Below are 23247 nucleotides of genomic sequence, written 5' to 3' on the forward strand. Positions count from 1 at the left end.
ACGAGATGTCCCGGACAGTAGTGGACGTTTGGCGCTACTTCGTATGCGTGGCTTGCGCAAAGCGGGAGATCGCACGTACGCCCCTCGCCAACGGGGTAATCGCACAAGAACCCTGATACGTCCGCGCACTTCTCGGCCGCGCAGTGCTGCCCAAACTTGCCGCACAGAAAGCCAGGCGTGCCATCTCTCAGTCGGATCGTGTAGCAAGGCATCACACGATCCCCAGCGCCTCGCGGATCGCCCGCTTGGTGTCTTCCGTCACGCCGCCCTTGCTGCCCATCGCCTCGAGCTTCGCCTTCTGCTCCTCGAGCAGCTTCTCGCGCGCCGTTTTCGCCACCGCCTGGCGCTCGCGCAGGTTCAGGCTGCGCGCCTCCTGCGCCGCTTTCGCCGCCCGCGCCAGGTCAAGCACGTCGCTGATCTCCAGCGCCTGGTCCGACTGGATCGCATTCATCGCCGTCTTGCTCGCCAGCGTGGTCACCGCCTGCGCCAGCAGTGCGCCGCTCTTGGCGTCGAACTCCTCGCCCAGTTCGGCCACCAGCGCTTCGGCCGCGGCGGCCATTTCGCGCTCGTGGGCCACGATCTCCTGCACGCCCTGGCCAAAGCGGTGCAGCGCGCTGCGGCTGGGCAGCTCGCCGCTGGCCGCAGCGTCGGGGAACGTCGCATGCAGATCGGCGATCAGCTCGTCGAGCGTCAGGCGGTTCTCGCGCAGGCGGCGCAGGATGTGCGCCCGCACGCCGGGCGACTGCTTATCGACGGTCGATTTGCGGCCCATGTCAGGCCCTCGGCCGCGCCACGCCATCCACCACGGCGCGGCCCTCGGCCACGTCCTGGCCACGCTCCTGCAGCGTCGCCACCAGCACCGATCCGGCCTCGTCGAGCGTGACCAGCCCCTGCTCGGCCAGCCAGCGCAGCTCGGTCTTCACCTGGTCGCGCGTCGCCACGTGCCCGAACTGGTGCAGCACGTTGGCAATCACCGAACTGTTCGCTCGAAAGCCCGGCATCTCGGCCAGGATGCGCAGCGTCACCAGGCGAACATCCTTGCGCAGGTAATCGGAAAAGCTCATCGCGCCCTCACTTGTGCTGCAACAGGTAATCGTTGATGCGGTCCAGGCTCCGGCTCAGCGGCTGCATCGCATCCACCACCCCTTCCAGCCGTGCATCCACCCGTTCCAGCCGCCCCATCAATTCGTTGATGTGCGAATGGTTCGGCACCTGGCGGATCTCCGCCTCCAGCGTGGTGATCCGCGTACGCAGCTCCAGCATCTCCTTCGCGCTCGCCGCCTGCCGGCCGATCAGCCACGAATAGATGCCGATCGCCCCGGTGATCAGCCACCGCGTCGCCTCGAAGGAAAAGTTGAGGTCCTGTACGTCCATGTCACTCTCGTCTCAAGCCGCCGGCCTCGCGCTCGCGCAGCGCCTGGCAGTGGATACACGTCCGGCAGCCGGCCACCGCCGCACGCCGTGCCGCGGGGATCTCGTCGCCACAGTCTTCGCAATGCGTCAGGGCCGGCCCGTGGCCGACCCTTGCACGCTGTTCGGCAATCGCCGCCTCGCGCATCGTCGCGTCGAGGTCCTGCGCGCGGTCGAAGATGTCCGTCACCGTGCGCCCTCGTGGAACTCGATCAGCGCGCCGAGCCGTCCGCGGCAGGCCTCGTACTGCTCGCCGGCGGCGAGTGCCCAGCGGGCGAGGTCGGTATCGGTGGCAATGGCCCCATCCGCTCCAGCAGTGCCGCTGGCGGCGGTGGGCAATGCAACGGCAAGGCCGGGGGCACCGTCGAGCACCCGCAAAGCATCAGCGTCAAGGCACACACGGCCCGTCGTGGCAGTCCGCACCGCATCGTCGCGCTCCTTTCTCAATCGGGAAGCCGCGCGAGCCGCGGCCGTAAGCTGGCGGCTCAACGCATCGCCGCGCGTCTGCGCCTCGAGCAGGGCGCGGCTCGCCTGCTCGGCAATCTGTGCCTCGCGACGGGCCGCATCGGCGCGCAGGTCCGCAATCTCGGCGTTCTTGCGCCACGCCATCACCGCCGCGCCGGCTGCCCCGCCCCCGACCAACGCAATGCACAGCAGCAACACGGCCACCCACGCCCAGGACTTCAGCGGAAAGACATCGATCACGCCCAGCCCTCCCGCCGCTGCTTCCAGCGCTGCGCAATCACCACCGCGCCCACGCCCAGCGCCACCGCGGCCACCACCAGCAGGGGATTCACGCCCAGTCCATCGGCCACCTGGCGCAACTCGGAAGACAACCCGCTGGCTGCCGCCAGCACGCCCGTTGCAATCGACACCACGCCGGACTGGGCGATGGGGGAGCGCTTCAGGGTGCTTTCCGCCTCGGCCTCGGGCGTGGCCGGTGCGCTCGGCTCCAGCGCCTCGGGCACGCCCGCGCCCCAACTGCGCGCCAGCGCAGCCGCAGCGTTCAGGTCGTCGGCCGCGGGCGTCAGATACAGCGCCGCCTCGCGCGCACGCCTCGCCACCAGCCCATTCACCACCTGGCCGCCGGCCTTGTTCCACAACGCAAAGGCGCGCGCCGCCGCCGCACGGTCGCCGTGGTTGTGTGCGCGCAGCACGGTCGATTGGCGAAAGCCATCCTTCGCCCCCTTCGGCCGTTTCGTGCCACGCCAGCCCATTCCGATGTTGTAGGCCAGCGAAACCATCGCCCCCAGCTCGCTGGCGCTTGCCGGCTGCGTCAGGCAGGCGCGCACCTCGTCGGCGAGCACCTGCAGTTCATGCAGCAGATCCGCATCGGCTTCCGCCTGGGTCTGCTTCATGCCCATCACCACATCGCGCGTGCGGCCCCAGCCGATGGTCGGCACGCCGACGACGTCACGGTAGGCCGTCAGCCGGCAGCCCTCGCTACGGGCGATCTCGGCCACGCCCTCCCAGGCGATCGGCCACGGCAGATCACGTTTTGGCAACTGCATGCGTGCGCTCCCATTTCGGTGGATCGAAACGGCAACGGCGCGGGGCGGAAACGTACTTCCAGCGGGGCAGCAGCGCGCAGTTGCCAAAGCCGGACACCGCCGAAAGCCGGTCGTCGGCATGGCGCGCAAAGCGCTTGCACGTGCCGCAACGGGGCGGGGGATCGGTGGTGTCCATGCCGTCAGGATCGCGGCTGGAGCGGGTGCGGCTTAAATGAAGAGCTTCAATGGTGATGCGTCGCGCGCGCGGGAGAGGATGCGCGGCACGCCTCGGTATGTCCGATGGCAGTCAGCGTTTGAACATCCACGGAGAAAGTCATGGACGAAAAACAGTTCGAGGCCGAACTGCAGCAGAAAGGCATGCACGCGCCGCGGCTCACGCCCGAAGACATCGACGCCACGATCGAGAGCACCCTCTTCTTCACGGCGGAAGACGGCTTCTATGGCAACGACGCGATCATGTCCACGGAAGGGCTGCCGCCAGGGCTCGCCTTGCTCACCTTCTGCGTGTTGGTGCTGCGCAACGGCGCCAAGGTCGTGGGCATCAATCACGGCTCGATCAGCGCAGCGAATTTCGACGCCGAGATCGGGCGGCGGGAAGCACTCAGGGCCGCGCGGGAAAAGGTGTGGGAACTCGAAGGCTATGCACTGCGGAATCGGATCGCCGCACAGGAGCATCGGTCATGACGGGACCCACACACCGTTACGTGCACGAATGGCCCGCGGCCGAAGCCCGCGCCTTCAGTGTCGCCGCAGCGATGCCGAAGCCGATCCAGCGGGAAGCACAAAGGCAGATCGGTTCTCTGCTGGGAACGGGAGCTTCATTTCGTGAAGCAGAAGCTGCTCTGAGACTCCCGCCCGCGGCGCGGCCTCCAGACCTGTGAGGCTTATCTGTCGCGGCCCTCAGGGACCGCTGAGGCGCCCGTCACTACGGCGTTCATCACGCCCCCGCGCAAAGAGCTTGCGCTGATGTCCAGCCGCACCAGCACGGCGCCCTTGCTCCATTCGGCTTTCTGAATCAGGCGCTTCGCATCGGCATCAAGTTCGAGCGGCACCTCGGCCGAGAACGTCATTCCATCCTCGATTCGAGAAACCTTGATGCGGAATCCCGCGCCCTTCGAGGCATCGTTTGCCAGGACGCGGAAGGTGCCGCTGATATCGATGTCCTCGGCGCGTGCGCGCTCGCCTTGGGTGATCTCGGCCACCTGGTCGCCGTGTAGCGCTACGCCCTTGGTAACGACCTCGTCTCCCGGCTTGACCGATTTGAGCAGCCGATTCTGGCTGGCTTCGAAATCCTCACGCGTCTCGCCGAGGACCGGCTGCTGCTTTACGGCCTCGGAGAAGACCTTGAGCCGCTCGGTTTCCTGCTTCGAAAGCTCGATCGTCTGCTCGACTTTCTTCGCCTCCTGGCGTTCGGCGATCCAAGCCTTGCCGATCTCGACGCCGCCCACCACGACGGCGATCCCGAGAATGGTGATGACGAGGCTGCGGGAGTCCATTTTCTCTATTGCCTTGCGCGCCAGTTCGGTGAGCTGTTCGTGAAGCGGCGCCTCGTAATCGGAGGAGCCTTCGTTGACCTTGACGACCAGTTCCAGCAGTTCGCGGTCTTCGTCGCGAAGTCTACGCAGGTTCGAATCGCCGTAACAGACATTGGCGTATGCCCGGTAAAGATCCCGCTGCACGTCGAGCAACGGCGCCATGACCCGCGTGGGAACCGTGCCATGCCAGTCGCGCCCGCTGAATTTCATATGGAATCGTGGCCACCCGTCGAAGACGAGCGCGATCCGCTCGGGCAATTCATCGCCGTCCAATGCCGACCGCAACAAGGCCCAGGCTTGATCAGCCGACGAAATGACGATTTGTTCGGCGTGGTTCGATTCACTGGTCACAAGTCGTTCCCCCCTTGGTTTTTGTTCTTGCCCCTCCAGCCACCTACCTGCACTCCTTGTCGTATCAGTTCGTCGCGACGACGAGGCCGTTCTCGATATAGACGTAGTGCTGCCGGCCTGAGCCATAGCGATATACCCACTGCCACATGCTCACGCTCGCCGTCTGCGTGAGGTTGCGGCGGAGCGGCGCGCCCATCGCGGCAATCACCTGGTCTTCCGTCATGCCGGGAACCGCGACGCCGCCCCGAATCGCCCCCTTCACGGTCTCCGATAGCCCCGGGTTGGCGCGAATGTAGTCTTCCCGCTTCGACTGGGTTTCCGCGAACGAACCGGGCCTCGGCGTCGAGCGCTGGATGTCGAGCGTTTGCGGCTTGGTGCCGCACGGCTCCTGCGAATACACCGTCTTGCCGCCCTCGACGCACTTGTACACCTGCGCCTGCGCCATTCCGCCGATCAACAGCCCCCACAGCAACGCCATCGCACGCATTCCTACCTCCTCCAGCCCTCGACCATCGCCACCACCACCTTGCGCAGCACCTGCCGCCCCTCGTCCGGCGCCGCGCGGTAGGCGCGCACCAGTTCGCACTCCTCGCGCGTCAGCGGGTCGGCCACCTGCACCACGATTACATCGCGGCCGGCCGCCAAGCCCACCGGACCGTTGAACTGCTGATTCATTCGTTCTTCCTGCTCTTTCCCTGTTTCACGCTCACGTTCTTCACATCCCGCCCGGCTACCGCGCCGACGATGCCGTTGAACACCTGCGGCGCACCGGGTGCGGTCGTGCCGGCTGGCGTGCCGGCCGCCGCGCCTGGCGGTCCTTTCAGCCCCGCAGCCATCAGCGCGCTTTCCTGCACCAGGTAGGCCTTGCCCTCGTCGTTGCAGCGCCGGTAGTTCTCCAGCAGCACGCGCTCGGCCGGCTCCGGCGGCAGGGCGCGCCGCACGAATTCGGCGATCAGCGGCGCGTCCTGCTGCGGAGTGCCCGACATCAACGCGGCCAGGCGCAGGCGATCGAGCTCGTCCAGCGGCAACGCCTCCACCAGCTTGTGCATGCGGCTGACGGCCTGGATGCGGCAGGCGAACTCGTCGTCCGTTTCGTCGCCGCCATCGTCCGGCGGGGGCTCGCCCGTCAGTACGTAGTTGACGTCGATTCCCAAGTCCGGCCGCCGCTGGGCGAGCGCGCGCAGTTCCTTTTCTGGGAATGAGCCGCGCGACTTCCTCGCTGATAACGCCGCTTTCGACATTCCGAGCGCCTCTGCAGCCGCCTGGTCCTCTTGGACGTCTAGGAGGTACTTCAGGCGGACGAGCTGCGCCGTGAATAAATCTGTTGACTGCATGTTGACTGGTCAATATTTGTTGACTAGCATTCAGGTCACACGAACAGCAAACGCAGTTCGTAACCACCTAACCCGCAGGAGCCCGTCATGGACGTCCCGTACCCCCTTCCCAGGCGCGAGCCGTACAGCCCCGAGAAGATCAAGCAACTCTTCCAGGCCGCCGGCGTTCCGGTCTCGGCCTGGGCCGAATCAAACGGCTACACCCGCCGCGATGTGTACATGCTGCTCAACGGTCAGTTCAAGGGCAAATACGGCCGCATGCACGAACTGGCCATCAAGCTCGGCATGAAGCTGCCCGTCGATCGCATCGCCGCGTGAGGCCCGCCATGCAACTCGCCCTCCACCTGCCCAACCCGCTCGCCGCCCGCGAGGTCCTGTTCCTCTCGACCGACGGCCAGCCCTTCACCACCTCCCGCGCCGTCGCCGAGCGCTTCGGCAAGCGGCACAAGAACGTCATCCGCGACATTGAAAACCTGATCGCAAACTGCCCCGACCCGGCCTTTGCTCGGCTCAATTTTGAGCCGTCCTCCTACCTCAACAAGCAGAACAAACCTCAGCCCGAATACCGCCTCACTCACGACGGCTTCGCTCTTCTGGCGATGGGCTTCACCGGCCGTGATGCGCTGGCCTGGAAGATCGCCTTCCTGCAAGCCTTCAACGCCATGGAGGCCGAGCTGCGCGCCAAGACCGAGCGCTTTGCCCACGCCCTTGACCAGGTGCGCCCCATGTTGCGCCCGGTGGTCGAGTGCACCGAGGCCGGCTACTCCCGCGCCGACATCGCCGCGCCCCTGGGCAAATCGCCCGCTTCCATCACCTACCACCGCCGCACAGCCCGCCGGCTCGGCCTGCTTGCCCACTGATCACGCGGATTCTACGACGCACAAACCGATTTACGAGGATAAAAAATGCTCACTGTATTCATTCAAGGTTTGCCGCCGGCATGGGAAGGGCAACTGCGCCTCGTCTGCGCCGACGGCTCCGTGCAGGTGCAGGGGCAGCGCTACAGGGTGGATGCCGCCCCGGGTCAGCTCGTCACCCTGGTGCGCGCCACCGACGAACCGGCCATCGACTACCTGGTGGCCGAAGCGCTCGACGAAGGCAGCGCACTCGAGGTCGTGTATGGCCGCCCCCGGGTGAGCAGCTACAAGCCCAGCAGGCCGTGCCACGCAGGCAGCGTGAAGCTGCAACTGAACAAGCGGCGTTGGTGGCGTGGCGGGTCATCGCGGGCTCCGGTGGCTTAGGCACGGCTGCAGCCTAGCCCACGGCAAAGGCCTTCCCGCACTTCGAAAACGCCTTTTGTTTAGACCCACCCCCAGCCCGAGCTCTTCCAATGTCCCGTCGTCATTCCACCCCCGTGCCCAGCTCGCTGCGCGCCGCGTTCGAAGCGGACAAGGGCCACGCGCTCGCCCACCGCCGCCTCAACGTCGAGCGCCTGGCCGAGCTGCTCGGCACCACCCCGGCCACGCTCTACAAGTGGATCGAGACCGACACCATGCCGGTGCGCGCGCTGCCCGCCTGGCAGCACCTCACCGGCGCCGGGCACGTGGTGCGCTACCTCGCCAGCCGCGAAGGCGGGGTGGTGATCGCCGTGCCGGCCGGCCACGCCGCCAGCGCCGACGACGTGCATGCGCTGCAGGCCACGCTCAACGACGCGGTGGGCGCGCTGCTTGAGTTCATGCGCGGCACGCTCGACCGCGACACCACCCTGGGGCGGCTCTCCGCCGGCCTCGAATCGCTCGCCTGGCACCGCGCCAACGTCGAGAAATCCGACCAACCCGAACTGGAGTTCTGACCATGTCCATTGCCCAGAGCATCCCCGCCGACGTCGTCGTCGAGCACGCCCGCAGCCGCGTCAAGGGCTACGTCGACGACGCCCACGCCACCGCCCGCCGGCTGCGCGCCGGCGAGATCGACTGGCTGACTGCTTTCAACCAGATCTCCGACCTGCAGACGGGCGTGAATACCGTGTGCTGGACGCTTGAGGCGCTGCTGGCCGACTACCGCCGCCCGGCCCGCGACCAGCTTGCCCAAGTGGCCGAGTTGCGGGTCGCCACGCAGGCCGAGCTGCAGGCCCTGCAGGCCGACCTGCGCGAGAACCACCTCTTCGACGGCCCGCGGAGGTCGGCATGAACGGCGCCCGCAAGACGGACTACACCAACGGCGCGCAGCAGCGCCTGGTGAAGCTGCTGCTGGTGATGTTCGGCGACGTGGTCAATGGCTATGCCGCCAGCGCGCTGGCCAAGGCGGTGGGCTGCTCGCAGAGCGTGATGACGCGCGACCTCTTCAACCTGGAGCAAACCGGCGTCGCCGAGCGGGACGAGGAAACCGGCCTGTGGCGCCTCACCGCTCGCCTGCCGCAGCAGGCGGTGAAGGTGCATGCGGCCATCGGCCGCGCCGAAACCCGCCTCGCTGAAACCCGCGCCGGCATCCACCGCAGCACCGACTACTGACCAACGCCCATTCAGGGAGAACAACAATGACCCAGCATATCGCCGACATTCCACTTGCGCTCAATCGAGAAATGGCCGAGCGCGCCTACGTCGTCACGCTGCTGCGCTATCTCGCCGACGAGATCGAATGCGCCGAAACCAACGCCGAGTGGGCGGGACAGGTGGTCGCTGAAGATTGTTTCGGAGAGTCATGGCGGATCCTCAAGGATGCTGAAGAGACGCTGCCTGGCATGATCGCTCGCATGGGGCTGCACCTGCGCATCGCCGCCCTCGAGCGCGCGATGGACGATGCCGTGCGGGGTGCCAAATGAGTGCCGGCCGCAAACCCCTCGCCATGCCTCAGATGGCAGATCCTGCGCTGGATGCGCCGCACCTCGACGGCGCACTGTCCGTGATGCGTGAATCCGCCATCAGCGACCAGCAGGAACAGGTCTCCAGCGCCTTCGACCTGGGACGTTTCGTCGGTGTGGCCCAGTTGGCGCGGACGATGAGTAACTTTTCCGCCGCGGCGGAAATTCGCGCCTTCGAGGAAATCAATAAATCCAAGGCTTTCAAGAACTTGCCAATCAGGCACGCGGATGGCGATTTCCGCCCGGCGGAAAACATCGACGCATTCTGCCGCCTGGTTTTCGGCCGCGGTTACAAAGCGATGAGCGACAGCAAGGTCATGCTGCAGCAGCTTGGCGAAGAGGCGTATGAGAACGTGCAGCGCCTTGGCCTGAATCGGGCGCAACTGCGCCTGCTGCTCACGCTCCCCGAGGATGAGCGCATGGCGGTGGAAGAGGCCATGCAGGCGGGCGGCAAGGATGAAGTGGTGACGCTCATCCAGTCGCTGGCCAACAAGCTCGACGAAACGCAGGCCAAGGTCGAAGAGCTCAAGGGCGAGCTGCAGGCCACGGAAGAAATCTCCGCCGAAAAGACGCAGCGCATCGAGGCGCTGCAGCGTGACGTGAAGCGCATCGCGACTGCTCCCCCGGATAGGGTGCTGGCCGAGCTCCAGGCCGAAGCCACCCGCCTGCACAACGACGTGCGCGGCGGCATCGTCGGCCAGTTGCGCCAGGCGCTGGCGGCGCTCCATGCCCATGGTGAAACACACGAGTCACGCCCGCTCGTCTTCATGGCCGGCCTGGTGGGCCAGCTCGAGCAGGACCTGCTGGCGCTGCGCGACGAGTTCGGCCTGCCCACGGTGGATCGTGGCGAACTGGCCTGGGTGGATGAGGCCTGACATGAGCGCAGCCCTGATCGATGCCCTCATCGACGTACACCGCCAGGCGCACGGGGCCGGGCATGGCGCCAAGTGCGCCGTGTATGAGGCGGCCTGCCAGCGGCTGGGCATGAGCCGCGCCACCCTGCTGCGCAAGCTGGGCGACGTGGTGGTGAAGCCCGAGCGCAAGCGCCGCGCGGATGCCGGCCTGGTGGAACTGCCACGCGAGGAGGCGGTGCTGATTTCCGCCTTGCTGATGGACAGCCTGCGCAAGAACAGCAAGCGCCTGCTGCCGATCGGCGAGGCGGTGAAGCTGCTGCGCGCCAACGGCGAAGTGCGCGCCGAACGGCTGGACGCCGCCACCGGCGAGCTGGTGGCGTTGTCCGACAGCGCGATTTCGCGCGCGCTCAAGGCCTACGGCCTGCACCCGGAGCAGTTGCTGCGCCCGGCGCCGCATACCGAGCTGCGCAGCCTGCACCCCAACCACGTGTGGCAGATCGACGCCAGCCTGTGCGTGCTGTACTACCTCAACCCGCGCAGCGAGCGCGAGACCGGCCTGCAAGTGATGGACGCGGCCAAGTTCTACAAGAACAAGCCGGCCAACCTGAAGCGGGTCGAGGCCGACCGCGTGTGGTCGTACGAAGTGACCGACCACTATTCGGCGGCGATCTTCGCGCACTACGTAATGGGGGCGGAATCGGCCGCCAACCTGGCCGAGTCCTTCATCCAGGCGACGCAGCAGCGCGGGCAGGACCCGTTCTACGGCGTGCCGCTGATCCTGATGATGGACATGGGCAGCGCCAACACCAGCGGCGCGTTCAAGAACCTGGCGCGCCGGCTGGGCGTGCGCCTCATCGCCCACGCCCCGGAAAACGCCCGCGCTACCGGCCAGGTGGAAAACGCCCGCAACCTGATCGAGCGCAGCTTCGAGGCCGGCTTGCGGCTGCGCCCGGTGAGCGACCTCGACGCGCTCAACGCCGCCGTGCGCAAGTGGGCGAGCTGGTACAACGCCAGCAAGGTGCACGGCCGCCTGGGCAAGACGCGCTACGCCGCCTGGCTGGAGATCCGCGACGAGCAGTTGCGCGTGGTGGATGCCGAGCTGGCGCGCGCGCTGCTCACCCATACCCCCGAGAAGCGCAAGGTCAGCGGCACGCTGACGGTGCAGTTCGCCGGCCGCGAGTTCGACGTGCGCGCCGTGCCGCGGGTCATGGTGGGCGAGCCGTTGCAGGTGACCTACAACCCCTACAAGCCCGACTGCGCGGTGGTGGTGGATGTGGATGCCGACGGCAACGAGCTGCTGCACGACGTGCCCGAGGTGGCGCGCGTGGAGGGTGGTTTCCGCGCCGATGCGCCGGTGATCGGCGAGGAATGGGGCCGCGTGGCCGACACGCCCGCCGATGCCAACCGCAAGCTGGTGGAGCGCATCGCTATGGATGCCGCCACCGACGAGGAGGCCGCCGCCCGGCGCAAGGCGAAGGGCGCCAGCTTTGGCGGGCGCATCGACCCCGAGCGGCTCATCGACACCTCCACGGTGCCCATCTATCTGCCGCGTCGCGGCACCGACCTGGTCGTCACCACCGCCACGCAGGCCGCACCCGCCCAGGTACTCACCCACTTCGAGGCCGCTACCGAGCTGCTGCGCCGCGGCGTGCAGCTCACCGCCGAGCGCAATGCGCAGATCGCCGCCTGGTATCCCGACGGCGTGCCCGAAACCGAACTCGACAACCTGCAGCACCGCCTCACCGTCCGCGCCGGGCTGCGCGTGGTCGGCGGGGCATGACAAGGGAAACTCATGAGACTGAACCTGAAGCGCGTGCTGGCCCGGCTGAGCGTGCCACAGAAGGACGTGGCCGAACGCTGCGAGGTGAGCTCTGCGCTTATCGCGCAACTGGTGAACCACGGCATCTGGCCGCGCAACGACAGCCTGCGCGTGGAGCTGCACCAGCGGATCACGGCCTTGCTCAAAGAGGCCGGCGCCGACGGCGAAATGATCGCCACCGCATTCGAAGAGTGGCCCCTGCCGCGCAGCAACGCGGAAGGGGCCGATGTCCCCACCAGCACTGCAACACCGGAAACCGACGAGGACGAACACATGCTACTACGCAACGAAACCCTGACGCACGAGGCACGCGAGCACTTCGGCCTGGTGCGCTCGCCCTTCATCGACGACATCGCCACGCTCGCCGATGTCTTCGCCTGCCCCAGCACCCGCCGCGCCCGCGCCGCGCTGATGGATGCGGCGCTCAACCAGGGCTTCGTCGCCCTGGTGGGCGAATCGGGATCGGGCAAGACCACGCTGCGCGAGGAGCTCGAGGAGCGCATCCGCCTCGAGGGCAAGCCGGTGATCGTCATCAAGCCTTACGTGATGGAGATGGAGTCGTCCGACGCGCGCGGCAACGTGATGAAGAGCGGGCAGATCGCCGAGGCCATCATCCACACGCTGGACCCGGGCGCCACCGTGCGCGCCAGCACCCAGGCCCGCGCACGCCAGGTTCATGCGCTGCTCACCAGCAGCCAGCAGGCGGGCTACAGCAACCTGCTGATCGTCGAAGAGGCGCACCGCATGCCCAAGAGCACGCTGCGCCACCTCAAGAGCTTCATGGAAATGAAGCACGGCCTGCGCCGGCTGCTGGGCGTGGTGCTTATCGGCCAGCCCGAACTCGACATGACGCTGTCGGACAAGCTGGCCGACGTGCGCGAGATCGTGCAGCGCTGCGAGCGCCGCGAAATGCTGCCGCTCGACGACGACCTGCAGCCCTACCTGGCGCACAAGTTCGCCCGCGTGGGGGTGAAGCTGGCCGACCTGTTCGCCGACGATGCCTGCGACGCCATTCGCGCCCGCCTGGTGCGCATCCCGCGCGGCGGCAGCCGGGCCGAGGCGCACAGCATCTGCTATCCGCTGGTGGTGAACAACCTGGTGGTGCGCGCCCTCAACGCCGCGGCCGCTGTGCAGTTCCCGCGCGTGGATGCGCAAGTGATCCGTGGGTGCTGATATGGACAACCCCTTCAACACCCCCTGGCTGATCGACCACCAGCGCGACATGGCGCCGGTGGTGGTCGATGCCGACCGCCACTTCGTTTGCATGGTGCGCCCTGGTAACGATGCGCTGACCGCGTTGATGACGCTCGCGCCAGAAGTACTCAACACGCTTGCCGACCTGATGGAGGTGCTGCGCCGCTTCGACGACGGCTATTGCGCGCACCACCGCTTGCCGCCTGCGTCGCCGGAAGAGATGACCGGCGCGCTGTCCGATGCCATCGCCCTGTTGCACCACGCCCGAGAGCTGGGCATTCCACTGGAGATCCGGTCATGAACGTGCACCTGCATGTTGTCCCCCCGGCGCGCGATGCGCGCGAATGGTTCTGGAGCGGCGCCAACCCGGCCGACGCCCCCGCACCGCGCGTGCTGTGCGTGGAAACCAACCGCCGCCTGGCGTTGATGAATGCCGCCGTGCGCGCACTGCGCGAGCTGGGGGTGCGCATCGAGGGCGCCCGCATCGAAGGCGAATTCCCTGCCGAGGACGGGCCATCCATCCGCATCGCCCGCGACCCGGCCAAGCCCTTCGGCCCGTTCCTGGACGCCGCCGGGCCGCGGCTGTGGATGGTGCTGCCGACCGCCGAGCGGCCGGTGAAGGTGGCCGCCTGCCTCTTCATGGGCGTGTGGGTGATCTGGGAGGAGGCGCAATGATGCCCGCTGCCACCGTTCGCATCCCGCCCCCCCTCCCCACCATGGCACAGCAGATCGGTGCGCTGGCGCAGGCCGCGGCCGCGCACCGCCGGGCGAGCTACGCGATGACGCAGCGCAGTGCGACGAGCGCGGAGCGTGTGCGCCGTGCCGAATTGGACCGCCTGGCCCTGTCTGAAATTGCCCGGCGCAACACCACGACGGTGTCCGACCTGGCGCAGGCCTACCCAGTGCGCTCGGCAAAGGCGTGGCAGTGGCGGGTGCGCTGCATGCTCGAGGCGGGCTGGATCGCGCTGCAGCCCCGCCGCCGCGTCACCAGCCACCAGCGCAACAGCTACACGATCACGGATGCCGGGCGGGCAATTCTGGCAACCCTGTCCCCCGATGGAGAATGAAATGAACGAACTGCACACCAACGAACTCGCGCCGATCCCCGAGGGCTACCTGCGCAATGCCGCCGGCCACCTGGTGCCGATCGACCAGGTGCGCGAGCAGGACCTGCTGCGCGACGAGGTGGCACGCAACCTGGCACAGCAGGCCGTGGCGCTCCACAACATGCTGGCGAGCTTCAAGGCCCGCGCCCTGGCCGACATCGCCGACCTGGTGCGCATCGCCGGCGAGCGCTACGACGTCAAGCTGGGCGGCACCAAGGGCAACGTCACCGTCACCACGTACGACGGCGAATACAAGATCCAGCGCGCCATCGCAGAACGGATCGAATTCACCGAGGAGCTCGAGGCCGCCAAGGAACTCATCAACCAGTGCATCGACCGCTGGAGCCAGGGCGCCAACCCGCACATCCGCGCTCTGGTGGATCGCGCCTTCCGCACCGACACCAAGGGCCAGATCAAGACGGCCGCCGTGCTCGAGCTGTTCCGCCTGGACATCGACGACGAGGAATGGCTGCGCGCCATGCAGGCGATCCGCGACAGCATCCAGAGCACGGGCACCGCGACCTATGTGCGGGTGTACCGACGCATCGGCACGTCGGAGCAGTACGTGGCGATCCCGCTCGACCTGGCGGCGGTGTGACGTGCGTATCCGTTACCTGCCCCCCGGCACGCTCACCTGGTTGCGCCTCAAGTGGCTCGGTCTGGGCGTGCTGCTCGGCGCCGGCATCATGGCCGCGCTGGCGATGTACGCCGCGGCCATCCGCCCGCCCGAGCTGCCCTACCGCCCGGCCGCCGCGACCATGCAGCCCGCGCAGACGGGCGAGGCGGCACCCAAGCTGGCCCGCATCGACTTGGGCCCCTGTCCGCCGGGCGTGAAGGATTGCGCCGCGTTCCCCGACCCGGTCGTGCGCACCATCCCCGAGCCCGGCACGGCCGCCCTGGTGGGCGTTGCCGCGGCTGCAAGCCTCTTCTGCAGGAGAAAAGCATGAAGCTGATCTATGGCCTGTTGTTGATCGCGGCCGGCTGGGCGCTGGAAAGCGCGCTGGGGCTGGGCTGCATCGCCGCGGGGCTTGTGGCGATCGCCACCGTGTCCGGGCGGGACTTCTGACCATGCGCGCTCCCCTGATCGCCGCGCGCGCCGCGCAGCACGCCCAGATGGTGCGCCGTGTGCATGCGGCCAAGACCTGGCTGAAGCTCGACGACGACACCTATCGCGACGTGCTGGCCCTGCGCTCGGGCGGCAAGCGCAGCAGCAAGGACTGCAGCGTGGAAGAGCTGCAGGCGGTGATGGAGCACTTGCACGCCGCCGGCTACCCGCGTCCAGGCGGGGCCAAGCGGGTGCCGCTGTCGCCGCGGCACAAGAAGCTGTGGGCGCTGTGGCAGACGCTGGCCGATGCAGGCCAGGTGCGCGACCGTACGATGCGCGGCCTGCTGGGCTGGATCCGCGGCCAGACGGAAAACCACGCCGAGGCGCTGGCCTTTCTAAGTGCGGCGCAGGAATACACGCTGATCGAGTCGCTCAAGAAGTGGGTGGCGCGGGTGGCGGGTACGCGGGGTGAGGCATGAGCCGGCGTCGTAGTCCGTTGCTCGGGGTGACGGCGGCCGAACTGCAGGTGCTCGAGGCGCTGTTCGGCGACGGCTACCCCGACGACTGGCGCACCATCGCCACGGTGCTGTTCATCTCGCTGCGCGCACCGGCAGAGCTGAGCGGGCTGGCGGACGCGCGCCGCGCCCAGCTCGCGCTGCAGATGACCGATGCGCTGCGCGCCGAGATCGGCGGCACCCAGCCCTACCTGAGCAAAGGCGTGCGCTTTGACCTGTCGTTGCGCGACCGCCAGATCCTCGACGAATTCAACGGCCGTAACCACGACGCCCTGGCGCGCAAGTACGACCTGACGCCCCGGCAGATCTACAGCATCCTCGACGAGCAGTTGCGCCTCGAACGCGCCCGCCGGCAGGGCACGTTGCCGCTCGACCCCCCCGATGAGGGTGATGATCAGGTCGAAGCGTGAATCGGCCCCGTGGCGCCCTTAAGGGTGCCCCGGGCGGTCGATGTATCCCAGAGGGGGTGAAACCCCGCAGAATCGATTTATAAATCGGTTTCCGGCCGGTTCTGGCCAGCATGCCCCGGCGCATTCCGTCGTCGGGCGATTCTCCAAGCATTGAACCGCTTCATTTAGGGCAGTGGGGTCCTCGCGCGAAAAATGCGCTGCATGGACCCGACGCCTTCGCTCCCCCCCGCCATCGAGATCTTCCGCCCCGGCCGTCACATCGACGACGCGGGCGCGGTGCATGAATTCTCCGACGCCGACGTCGCCGGCATGGTCGCGGCGTATGACCCCGCCGTGCGCGAGGCCCCGCTCACCGTGGGTCACCCCGAGCACAACCGCCCGGCTTACGGCTGGGTGAAGCGCCTGGCGCGCAATGCGGACGGTCGCCTGGTGATGGATACGGCCCAGGTCGAGCCGCAGTTCGCCGAGATGGTGGACGCCGGCCGCTTCAAGAAGCGCAGCGCCTCGTTCTATCCCCCGCAGCACCCAAACAACCCCAGGCCCGGCAAGTGGTACCTGCGGCACGTCGCCTTCCTGGGCGCGCAGCCGCCGGCCATTGCCGGGCTGAAGGACTTTGCCGACGACGCCGCCGGCACCGTGAGCTTTTCCGAGGGCGAGCCCGATGCGCGGACCCCCACCCACCACCAGGAGCAATCCATGACGCAGGAAATCAAGGACGCGCAGGATCGGGCAGCCAAGGCCGAAGCTGACGCGAAGGCCGCCCTCGACGCCAAGGCCGCGGCCGAAGCCGATGCCGCGGCCGCCAAGGCGCAACTGGCGCAGTTTGCCGAAACCGCCCGGCGCGACCGCCGCGCCAGCTTCGTGTCGTTTGCCGAAGACCAGGTGAAGGCGGGCCGGCTGCTGCCCAAGGACCAGGCCGCCGCCGTCGCCGTGCTCGAAACCCTGGCCGACGCGCAGCCGGTGGAGTTCGCCGAAGGCGGCGCCACCAAGAAGGTGTCGCCGGCCGAATGGCTCAAGGGGCTGATCGCCTCGGGCCAGCCGCTGGTGAGTTTCGGCGAGTTCGCGCCCGGCGGCACAGCGCCCGGGGCGGGCGGGGCGCAAGGCCTGTCCGATGCCGAGGTCGACATCCGTGCCCGCGCCTATGCCGCGCAACACAAGGTGAGCTACGCCGAGGCCCTGAACGCCGTCGTCAGCTTCACCGCCTGACCCACCCCTAAAAGAAGGACGCCGCTGCCATGATGACCGCTGCCGAAATCCGGCTGAAGCAGAACCCCATCCTCACCACGTTGCTGCTTGGCCTGGGCCAGGGCAGCTACGTGGCCGAGCGGCTGATGCCGCGCCTGCCGCAGAGCCTGTCGTCGGTGACCCTCGCCCAGATGGGCGACGAGCGCTTCCGCCGCTACAGCCTGCGCCGCGCGCCGGGCACCGCCACCAAGCGCGTGAACATCCGGTACCAGGACAAGACCTACTCGGTGGACCAGTACTCGGTGGAAGTGCCTATGCCGCGTGAGCTGATCCGCGAGGCGGACGAGGCACGGCGGATGAACGTCAACGCCAACCTCGACATCAGCCGCATCGCCATGACAACGGCCAACGACATCCTCGGCCTGGACTACGAACTGGAAGTGGCCACGCTGGCCACCACCAGCGGCACGTATGCCAGCGGCCACGTGCTGGCGCTCTCCGGCGGCACCAAGTGGAGCGCCGCCACCGGCGTGCCGGTGACCGACATCACCACCGCCAGCGAGACCATCCGCAAGAAGATCGGCAAGCGCCCGAACACGCTCACGCTGTCGGCGGATGCGTGGGTCGCGCTGCGCTTCAACGCCCAGGTGAAGACCTTCCTGCCCGACAGCCAGCAGGGGCCGGCGACTACCGAGCAACTGAAGACCATCCTGGCGGTGGACGAGATCGTCGTCGGCGATGCGGTGTGGATCGACGAGACCGACACCGGCCAGGACGTGTGGGGCAACAACGCGGTGCTGGCCTACGTGCCGCGCATCGGCGGGGCGGGCAATGGCGACATCAGTCTGGCGGAGCCGGGCTTCGGTTTCACTAACGTGCTCGATGGCCACCCCTTTGCCGAAACGCCGTACTACGAGGCGGGCCTCAAGAGCTGGATCTATGGCGCCACCTACGAGCGCCGCCCGAACGTGGCCTACAACACGGCCGGCTTCCTGTTCCAGAACCCGAAGTGAGGCACGGATGAGCCCGAACCTGATCGCCCATGTGTGCGTCTCCGGCGTCGCGCTGCTGCTCGACGGCGTGCGCATCAACTTCAAGCCGGGCGAGACGCTGCCCGACGACCTGCCCCTGGCCACGCTCGACGAGCTGGTGAGCCTGGGCGCCGTCGAGAAGCGCATCGCCCCGGTGCCCGAATCTTCCGCGAGCGAAGCCGCCGGCAGCAATGAGGCGGGCGCAGCCGGGGACGCAATCCCCGGCACCCACACCCCCCCTGCGAGCGAAGGCGAGGGGGCCGCGGCCGAGGTCGCCGCGGCCCCCGCAACGGAAGCCGCGGCGGAGCCCGCAGCCCCCTCCGCCGGCAAGAAGAAAGCCGCCTGATCGACCAAGCATAGGAGCCCGACATGGGACGCCAGTACGACAAGCAACACGCCACCACCGTGGTGGCCACCGCCGCGATCGAGAAGGGCCGCTTCGTCGGCTTCAACGGCGCGCACGCCACCGCCGCCGGCGGCACCTCGGCCGATTCGATGGGCGTGAGCGAGCACGCCGCCGCGATCGGCGCGCCGGTGTCGGTGATCACGCACTACACCGCCCTGGTGGAAGCCAGCGCGGCGATCAGCCAACACGCCTTCGTCAAGCCGGCGGCAGACGGCAGCGGCAAGGCCGCCGTGGGCAGCAACACCGACCACTGCGGCAAGGCGCTGGAAGCGGCCACCCAGGCGGGCCAGTTCATCGAAGTGGTGCTGTATCGCCACCTGCACGCGTAACGCGTAGCACGACACAGGAGCCGACATGCCCAGCTTCATCTTCAACTCCGCCATCCGCGACGAAGCGGTCGGCAACATCGACTACGACACCGACGCCTTCGGCGTGATGCTGCTCACCAGCGCAGCCACGCCGAACAAGGACACGTGGGCCAAGCGCAGCGACGTCACCAACGAAGTCGTGGGCACCGGCTACACGGCCGGCGGCGCCACGGTGACGGTGACGGTGGGCGCGGTCGATACGGCCAACGACCGCGTCGACATCACCCTCGGCGGCAACACCTGGGCCAACGCGTCCATCACCGCCCGCTACGCGGTCTACTTCAAGAAGCGCGGCGGTGCGGCGACGGCGGATGAGCTGGTGGCGGTAAATGACTTCGGCGCCGATGTCACCAGCACTGCGGCGGCATTCGCGCTGGCGGCGAGCACGTTGCGTAAGCAGAACTGACCCATGGCCGCCGTGAAGCTGGCGCTGTACAAGCCGCACCGCCTGTCCGACATCGGCGGGCGGCTTGTCTGTTGGTGGACGCGCTCGCCGTACTCGCATTGCGAGCTCGTGGTGGGCGACGAGTGCTACTCGTCGTCGATCCGCGACGGTGGCGTGCGCCGGAAGCGCATCGATATCAGCGGCGAGCATTGGACGGTCGTGCCGCTGCTGCACGTCAATCCGCTCGCGGTGACGCAGCTCTATGCGAGCACGAAGGGCGCCGGCTACGGCTGGCTGGACCTGCTGGCGCAGCAAGTGCTGCGCACGCCGTTCGAGGACCGGAGCCGCTGGTTCTGCTCGGAATGGGTGGCCTCGGCGCTCGGGCTCGCACGGCCGGAAGCCTGGACGCCCGGGATGCTGGCGGAACATTACGGGGTGAAGTCATGACGCATGACGAAATCCGCGCCGCGATCGGCGCCGATCCAGCGCTACAGGCGCTCGTGCCGGATACGGTGGCGCTGGCCGCCGCGCTGTCCGAGGGCCGCAAGCGCTGGAAACCGACCGAAATCGGGGTTGGCACGATCATCGAAGTGCTCGGGCTGGCAGCCGCAAACCCAGTGCTGGATGCGCTCTACGCCTCGCCCGATTACCGGCACGTCAAGCCGTTGCTGGAGCAAGGTCGGCTCCGGCTGGATGTCGTCGCGCAGGCCGGGCTGCTGGAGCCGCTGGTTGCGGGCGGGCTGCTCACCCAAGCGCAGCTCGACGCGCTCGTGGCCCGGGCAAAGGAACCCGCGCCGGTTGCCGAGTACGACGTGCGGGTGGCCATTTACGCCGATGACGGCTCGCTGAGGGTTTGACGATGGCGATCACGAAAACAAAAGTTGTCCTGGTCGCAGTCGGCACCAGCAACGCAGCAGGGGCCACGACGCGCGGCACCGTCGATCTGTCCGACAAGGCGGGGGGCGTGCTGACGTTGCGCATCGTCAACGGCGCCACAGGCCCCACCGCGCAGTGTGAAGGGCGCGTGCTGATTTCGCACGAAGCCGTGCTGCCGGGCGCGGCTGGCAATGGCGCGGACTGGAAGCAGATCTGGCGCTTCGGCGGCGGACTGGTCGCGAACGCCGACACGGTGCGCAGTTTCACTTTCGGCCCGGAAGTGCGGCACCTGGAAGTGGAGTTCGCGGGCAACGCCGGGCAGGCCGTGACGGTCGAGGCATTGCTGACCCATTACATGGTGTAAGGCGCCGTGGCCGAAATCCTCATCCCCCGTCGCCGGTTTTCCCAGCCGCAGGGCCGGCAGAAGGTCGCACAGGATTGGCGAGACCGGCTGCTGTCGCTCGTCCACTTCTCATCGTCAGGGGTGACGGACGTTGCGGATGAGACGGCCGTTTGGACGCCAACCGGGCAGTACTGGCTGGAGCCCTCCACGCACGGCGACGGGCTGAGGCTCGACAATTCAGCCGTCGGCAAGGTCCAGAACAGCACGCTCATGGCGAGCGTGCTGAACGAGCCTGTGACGGTGGTGTTGTTCCTGCCGGTAGTCGGAGCCCCGCCCGGGGCGGGTTGCGTCTTCTTCGGCTCTGAGCCGTATTCGAGCTACAGCCAGATCGACACTAGCGGCATCTTCTATTTTTTTGGGACGGGGAGGGGCTCTCACACAGAGATCAACAACGGCGCGTTCTACAACTCCGAAAACAGGACCATCGCATTTCGGCAGGATGTGACGGGCAATGCGGCCTACGGCGGCAACGCGCTATTCATCGGCAAGAAAAAGTTTGTCGCGGACAGCACCGGAAAACTGTTCAACGGCGCGACAACCATTCAGTACGGCGGATGGAGCGCCATTAGCTGGCAGTACCAGGGCGTCATCGGTTCGGCTGCGATCATTCGCGGGTCTGCGACCGACGAAGAGATTCAAGCTGCGGTCGATAACCCGTGGATGTTCTATGAGGATGATCCGGTCAGGATCTACAGCTTCGCGGCGGGGGCGGCGACTGTCGACGGCCAGACGCTTACCGTCTCATCCTCTCTGATCCCGGGCGCTGCAACCGGCTCGGCCGCAGGCTCGGCCCCCGGCGCCGTTGTATCCCTCGCCAGCGCGATCGTCTCCGGCGCGGCATCGGGCCAAGCGTCGTCCGCCGGCGCCCTGGTTACGGAGAGCGCGGCCCTCCTCCCCGGCGCGGGCAGTGGCGCGGCTGCCGCCGCAGGGCAGTCGATCGCCCTCGCCGCGTCGATCCTGGCGGGAGCGGCCTCGGGGGCGGCCACCGTTGCCGGCGCCAGCCTCGCTCTGGCTACGACCCTGATTCCCGGCGCGGCGACCGCTGGCGCTACGGGCAACGCGCCTGGCGCGGTTGTCACCGCCGGCACATCGCTTGTCCCTGGCGCGGCCGTGGGGGCCGCTGCCGCGGCTGGCGCCAGCGTCAGCGTCGCCGCAACCCTGATCCCCGGCGCTGTCACGGCAGGCGGCACAGCCAATGCGCCGGGCGCGACCATCGTCACTACGGCTTCGCTTGCACCTGGTGCAGCGACGGGCGGCGCAGTCGCCGGTGGCGTGGTGCTCGCAGCAGCTTCGAGCCTCATCCCCGGAGCGGCGTCGGCCGGCGCAGTGGGCAACGCCAGCGGCGCGACCGTCTCGGCTTCGCTGTCCCTGCTGCCGGGCGCAGCCACGGGGGCTGCAGCGGCCAGCGGGCAGGCGCTTTCGCTCAGCGCAAGCCTGTTGCCCGGTGCGGCAACCGCAGGGGGCGCAGGCGTTGCGCCTGGGGACACCCTCACCACCTCGGCATCCCTGTCCGCAGGCACTGCCAGCGGCGCAGCGAGCGTGCCGGCGCATACCTGGCAGGCCTTCCTGTCGCTGATCACGGGCGCCGCCGTCGGCGAATCCGCCGGCAGCGAGCCCGCGGCCGCGCCGGGCGCCGAGTTCGTCGCCTTCCTTGCCCTGATCGTCGGCGAAGCCTCCGGCGTCGTCGTGGATGACTACCCCATGAAATACGCCACCCTGGCCGATATGGTCACCCGCTTCGGGCAAGCCGAGCTGATCCAGCTCACCGACACCGCGAACGTGCCGCCCGCGTACATCGACACCACTCGCGTGCAGATCGCGATCAACGATGCGCAGATGGAGATCGACAGCGCGGTGGGGCGCATCTACCGCCTGCCGCTCGCTGGCTGCATCCGCCCGCCGGTGCCGCCGGGCACCGAGCCCACGGCGGTGGCGCCGCCGCAGCTCACCCGCCTGGCGTGCGACATCGCACGCTTTTTCCTTTACGACGACCTCGCCCCCGAAAACGAGGTGGTGCGCCGCTACAAGCAGGCCAAGGCCACGCTGGATGACATCGCCAGCGGCGCGTTGCAGCTCACCTGCCCGTGGGGCGGCTCGCCCGGCGAGCTGATCGGCACCGACGTTCAATCGGGCGCCGCGGAGGTGTACGACTGCTTCTCGCCGCGCCAGATCACCGACGACACGCTGAGGGGGTTCTGATGGGCGAGTGGAATTTCCACGCGGCGGAGGCCGGCATCGTCGAGCAACTGAAGGCGCGCTGCCAGAGCGGGCCCGATGCGTGGGCACGCGCGGTGGAAACGCGCGACGTGCTGGCAACGGTGGCTGAAGAGATGCAGGTTGTGCCGGCTGTCTACGTCGTCTATGACGGCTATGCGGTGCTCGATGCCGACGAGCAGCGCGCCCTGCTTGCGCATCGCTGGTTGGCAGTGGTGGCGGTCAGTGATGCTTCCCAGGGCCGCGAGGCCACTGCCCGCAACCAGAAGGCGGGGCCATACGTGGCAGACGTCTTTGCTGCCCTGCATGGCTATTTGCCGCCGGGCAGCACCGGCGCCCTGGTGCCCGCACAGCCGCCGCGGCCCTACTTCAGCGAGGCGCGTTTTGCCTACTACGCGGTGGCCTTCACGTCCGAGGTCTTTCACTCCACCCGCAGCGGCCCGGGCATCATCCGCCCGACACTGGACACGCCTGCCGCCTTCCCGCATCCGTGAG

Annotated in this window: 40 protein-coding genes; 29 read left to right on the forward strand and 11 right to left on the reverse strand. The window is 67.9% G+C overall.

Annotated elements, in window-relative coordinates:
• Positions 1-211: 211 nt before the first annotated feature.
• Genes GH664_RS11600 through GH664_RS11630 form a run of 7 tightly spaced genes read right to left on the reverse strand, consistent with a single transcriptional unit; the run spans position 212 to position 3096 of the window.
• Positions 212-772 (reverse strand): phage protein Gp27 family protein, encoded by a 561-nt coding sequence (locus tag GH664_RS11600; RefSeq protein WP_153168234.1) that lies wholly within the window; start codon positions 770-772, stop codon positions 212-214.
• 1 nt (position 773) lies between these two features.
• Positions 774-1064, reverse strand: coding sequence for an ArsR family transcriptional regulator (locus tag GH664_RS11605; protein ID WP_153168235.1), 291 nt, complete (start codon positions 1062-1064; stop codon positions 774-776).
• A gap of 7 nt (positions 1065-1071) precedes the next feature.
• Positions 1072-1374: a DUF2730 domain-containing protein gene (locus GH664_RS11610; protein WP_153168236.1), complete on the reverse strand. Its 303-nt coding sequence runs from the start codon at positions 1372-1374 to the stop codon at positions 1072-1074.
• Between the two features lies 1 nt (position 1375).
• Positions 1376-1600, reverse strand: coding sequence for a TraR/DksA family transcriptional regulator (locus tag GH664_RS11615; protein ID WP_153168237.1), 225 nt, complete (start codon positions 1598-1600; stop codon positions 1376-1378).
• Positions 1597-2115, reverse strand: coding sequence for a hypothetical protein (locus GH664_RS11620; RefSeq protein ID WP_153168238.1), 519 nt, complete (start codon positions 2113-2115; stop codon positions 1597-1599). The genes GH664_RS11615 and GH664_RS11620 overlap by 4 nt, the downstream gene beginning before the upstream one ends.
• Positions 2112-2921, reverse strand: a complete 810-nt coding sequence (locus GH664_RS11625) for a lysozyme (RefSeq protein WP_194270393.1) — start codon at positions 2919-2921, stop codon at positions 2112-2114. Before GH664_RS11625 ends, GH664_RS11620 begins: the two co-directional genes overlap by 4 nt.
• Positions 2902-3096: a hypothetical protein gene (locus GH664_RS11630; protein ID WP_194270394.1), complete on the reverse strand. Its 195-nt coding sequence runs from the start codon at positions 3094-3096 to the stop codon at positions 2902-2904. Before GH664_RS11630 ends, GH664_RS11625 begins: the two co-directional genes overlap by 20 nt.
• Before the next feature lie 140 nt (positions 3097-3236).
• Between GH664_RS11630 and GH664_RS11635 the strand changes: the two genes are divergently transcribed.
• The gene (locus tag GH664_RS11635; RefSeq protein WP_153168240.1) at positions 3237-3605 is read left to right on the forward strand and encodes a Gp49 family protein; all 369 of its coding nucleotides are present in this window, start codon (positions 3237-3239) and stop codon (positions 3603-3605) included.
• Between the two features lie 200 nt (positions 3606-3805).
• Here GH664_RS11635 and GH664_RS11640 read toward each other — a convergent pair whose 3' ends face one another.
• The 4 genes from GH664_RS11640 to GH664_RS11655 form a co-directional block, all read right to left on the reverse strand.
• Complete coding sequence (locus GH664_RS11640) at positions 3806-4807, reverse strand: hypothetical protein (RefSeq protein ID WP_153168241.1); 1002 nt, start codon at positions 4805-4807, stop codon at positions 3806-3808.
• Positions 4808-4871: 64 nt separating this feature from the next.
• A complete protein-coding gene (locus GH664_RS11645) occupies positions 4872-5294 on the reverse strand; it encodes a DUF4124 domain-containing protein (protein ID WP_153168242.1) in 423 nt (140 codons plus the stop codon).
• 2 nt (positions 5295-5296) lie between these two features.
• Positions 5297-5482: a hypothetical protein gene (locus GH664_RS11650; RefSeq protein ID WP_153168243.1), complete on the reverse strand. Its 186-nt coding sequence runs from the start codon at positions 5480-5482 to the stop codon at positions 5297-5299.
• Positions 5479-6141, reverse strand: a complete 663-nt coding sequence (locus tag GH664_RS11655; protein WP_153168244.1) for a helix-turn-helix domain-containing protein — start codon at positions 6139-6141, stop codon at positions 5479-5481. Before GH664_RS11655 ends, GH664_RS11650 begins: the two co-directional genes overlap by 4 nt.
• An 87-nt stretch (positions 6142-6228) precedes the next feature.
• On the opposite strand from GH664_RS11655, the gene GH664_RS11660 reads away from it, so the two are divergent.
• The 28 genes from GH664_RS11660 (at position 6229) to GH664_RS11795 (ending at position 23246) form a co-directional block, all read left to right on the forward strand.
• Entirely contained in the window at positions 6229-6459 is a 231-nt protein-coding gene (locus GH664_RS11660) for a DNA-binding protein (protein ID WP_153168245.1), read from the forward strand.
• Between the two features lie 8 nt (positions 6460-6467).
• Positions 6468-7001: a Rha family transcriptional regulator gene (locus GH664_RS11665; protein ID WP_153168246.1), complete on the forward strand. Its 534-nt coding sequence runs from the start codon at positions 6468-6470 to the stop codon at positions 6999-7001.
• Positions 7002-7046: 45 nt separating this feature from the next.
• Positions 7047-7382 carry a hypothetical protein gene (locus tag GH664_RS11670; RefSeq protein ID WP_153168247.1) on the forward strand — a complete coding sequence of 112 codons (336 nt, stop codon included), beginning with the start codon at positions 7047-7049 and terminating at the stop codon, positions 7380-7382.
• Positions 7383-7471: 89 nt separating this feature from the next.
• Positions 7472-7933 (forward strand): hypothetical protein, encoded by a 462-nt coding sequence (locus GH664_RS11675; RefSeq protein ID WP_153168248.1) that lies wholly within the window; start codon positions 7472-7474, stop codon positions 7931-7933.
• Between the two features lie 2 nt (positions 7934-7935).
• Positions 7936-8271: a hypothetical protein gene (locus GH664_RS11680; RefSeq protein ID WP_153168249.1), complete on the forward strand. Its 336-nt coding sequence runs from the start codon at positions 7936-7938 to the stop codon at positions 8269-8271.
• A complete protein-coding gene (locus GH664_RS11685) occupies positions 8268-8591 on the forward strand; it encodes an IclR family transcriptional regulator (protein WP_153168250.1) in 324 nt (107 codons plus the stop codon). Before GH664_RS11680 ends, GH664_RS11685 begins: the two co-directional genes overlap by 4 nt.
• Before the next feature lie 26 nt (positions 8592-8617).
• Positions 8618-8902: a hypothetical protein gene (locus GH664_RS11690; protein ID WP_153168251.1), complete on the forward strand. Its 285-nt coding sequence runs from the start codon at positions 8618-8620 to the stop codon at positions 8900-8902.
• Between the two features lie 23 nt (positions 8903-8925).
• Positions 8926-9816, forward strand: coding sequence for a hypothetical protein (locus GH664_RS11695; RefSeq protein WP_153168252.1), 891 nt, complete (start codon positions 8926-8928; stop codon positions 9814-9816).
• A gap of 1 nt (position 9817) precedes the next feature.
• Positions 9818-11575, forward strand: coding sequence for a DDE-type integrase/transposase/recombinase (locus tag GH664_RS11700; RefSeq protein ID WP_153168253.1), 1758 nt, complete (start codon positions 9818-9820; stop codon positions 11573-11575).
• A 12-nt stretch (positions 11576-11587) separates the two neighbouring features.
• Entirely contained in the window at positions 11588-12787 is a 1200-nt protein-coding gene (locus GH664_RS11705) for an ExeA family protein (protein ID WP_153168254.1), read from the forward strand.
• 1 nt (position 12788) lies between these two features.
• Positions 12789-13109 (forward strand): hypothetical protein, encoded by a 321-nt coding sequence (locus GH664_RS11710; RefSeq protein WP_153168255.1) that lies wholly within the window; start codon positions 12789-12791, stop codon positions 13107-13109.
• Positions 13106-13483, forward strand: a complete 378-nt coding sequence (locus GH664_RS11715) for a hypothetical protein (RefSeq protein ID WP_153168256.1) — start codon at positions 13106-13108, stop codon at positions 13481-13483. Before GH664_RS11710 ends, GH664_RS11715 begins: the two co-directional genes overlap by 4 nt.
• Complete coding sequence (locus GH664_RS11720; RefSeq protein ID WP_153168257.1) at positions 13480-13875, forward strand: hypothetical protein; 396 nt, start codon at positions 13480-13482, stop codon at positions 13873-13875. The genes GH664_RS11715 and GH664_RS11720 overlap by 4 nt, the downstream gene beginning before the upstream one ends.
• A 1-nt stretch (position 13876) precedes the next feature.
• Positions 13877-14512, forward strand: coding sequence for a DUF3164 family protein (locus GH664_RS11725; RefSeq protein WP_153168258.1), 636 nt, complete (start codon positions 13877-13879; stop codon positions 14510-14512).
• A gap of 1 nt (position 14513) precedes the next feature.
• Positions 14514-14861, forward strand: a complete 348-nt coding sequence (locus GH664_RS11730; protein ID WP_194270395.1) for a PEP-CTERM sorting domain-containing protein — start codon at positions 14514-14516, stop codon at positions 14859-14861.
• Positions 14858-14980 carry a hypothetical protein gene (locus GH664_RS11735; RefSeq protein ID WP_255424935.1) on the forward strand — a complete coding sequence of 41 codons (123 nt, stop codon included), beginning with the start codon at positions 14858-14860 and terminating at the stop codon, positions 14978-14980. The genes GH664_RS11730 and GH664_RS11735 overlap by 4 nt, the downstream gene beginning before the upstream one ends.
• 2 nt (positions 14981-14982) lie before the next feature.
• On the forward strand, positions 14983-15438 hold the full coding sequence (locus tag GH664_RS11740; RefSeq protein ID WP_153168260.1) for a regulatory protein GemA: 456 nt from the start codon (positions 14983-14985) through the stop codon (positions 15436-15438).
• Positions 15435-15884, forward strand: a complete 450-nt coding sequence (locus GH664_RS11745; protein WP_153168261.1) for a Mor transcription activator family protein — start codon at positions 15435-15437, stop codon at positions 15882-15884. The genes GH664_RS11740 and GH664_RS11745 overlap by 4 nt, the downstream gene beginning before the upstream one ends.
• A gap of 201 nt (positions 15885-16085) precedes the next feature.
• Positions 16086-17090, forward strand: coding sequence for a hypothetical protein (locus tag GH664_RS11750; RefSeq protein ID WP_153168262.1), 1005 nt, complete (start codon positions 16086-16088; stop codon positions 17088-17090).
• Between the two features lie 29 nt (positions 17091-17119).
• Positions 17120-18082, forward strand: a complete 963-nt coding sequence (locus GH664_RS11755) for a hypothetical protein (protein ID WP_153168263.1) — start codon at positions 17120-17122, stop codon at positions 18080-18082.
• Between the two features lie 7 nt (positions 18083-18089).
• Positions 18090-18446 (forward strand): hypothetical protein, encoded by a 357-nt coding sequence (locus GH664_RS11760; protein WP_153168264.1) that lies wholly within the window; start codon positions 18090-18092, stop codon positions 18444-18446.
• 23 nt (positions 18447-18469) lie between these two features.
• On the forward strand, positions 18470-18835 hold the full coding sequence (locus GH664_RS11765) for a DUF2190 family protein (RefSeq protein ID WP_153168265.1): 366 nt from the start codon (positions 18470-18472) through the stop codon (positions 18833-18835).
• A 25-nt stretch (positions 18836-18860) separates the two neighbouring features.
• Entirely contained in the window at positions 18861-19280 is a 420-nt protein-coding gene (locus GH664_RS11770) for a hypothetical protein (RefSeq protein WP_153168266.1), read from the forward strand.
• A 3-nt stretch (positions 19281-19283) separates the two neighbouring features.
• Positions 19284-19706 carry a hypothetical protein gene (locus tag GH664_RS11775; RefSeq protein WP_153168267.1) on the forward strand — a complete coding sequence of 141 codons (423 nt, stop codon included), beginning with the start codon at positions 19284-19286 and terminating at the stop codon, positions 19704-19706.
• Positions 19703-20116 (forward strand): hypothetical protein, encoded by a 414-nt coding sequence (locus GH664_RS11780; protein WP_153168268.1) that lies wholly within the window; start codon positions 19703-19705, stop codon positions 20114-20116. The genes GH664_RS11775 and GH664_RS11780 overlap by 4 nt, the downstream gene beginning before the upstream one ends.
• A 2-nt stretch (positions 20117-20118) precedes the next feature.
• Positions 20119-20499 (forward strand): hypothetical protein, encoded by a 381-nt coding sequence (locus GH664_RS11785; protein ID WP_153168269.1) that lies wholly within the window; start codon positions 20119-20121, stop codon positions 20497-20499.
• A gap of 6 nt (positions 20500-20505) precedes the next feature.
• Positions 20506-22737, forward strand: coding sequence for a gp436 family protein (locus tag GH664_RS11790; protein ID WP_228111482.1), 2232 nt, complete (start codon positions 20506-20508; stop codon positions 22735-22737).
• Positions 22737-23246: a hypothetical protein gene (locus tag GH664_RS11795; RefSeq protein ID WP_153168270.1), complete on the forward strand. Its 510-nt coding sequence runs from the start codon at positions 22737-22739 to the stop codon at positions 23244-23246. The genes GH664_RS11790 and GH664_RS11795 overlap by 1 nt, the downstream gene beginning before the upstream one ends.
• Position 23247 lies beyond the last annotated feature (1 nt).

Origin of the sequence: Thauera sp. 2A1 (genome assembly GCF_009469595.2) — a bacterium.
Classification (GTDB): Bacteria; Pseudomonadota; Gammaproteobacteria; order Burkholderiales; family Rhodocyclaceae; genus Thauera.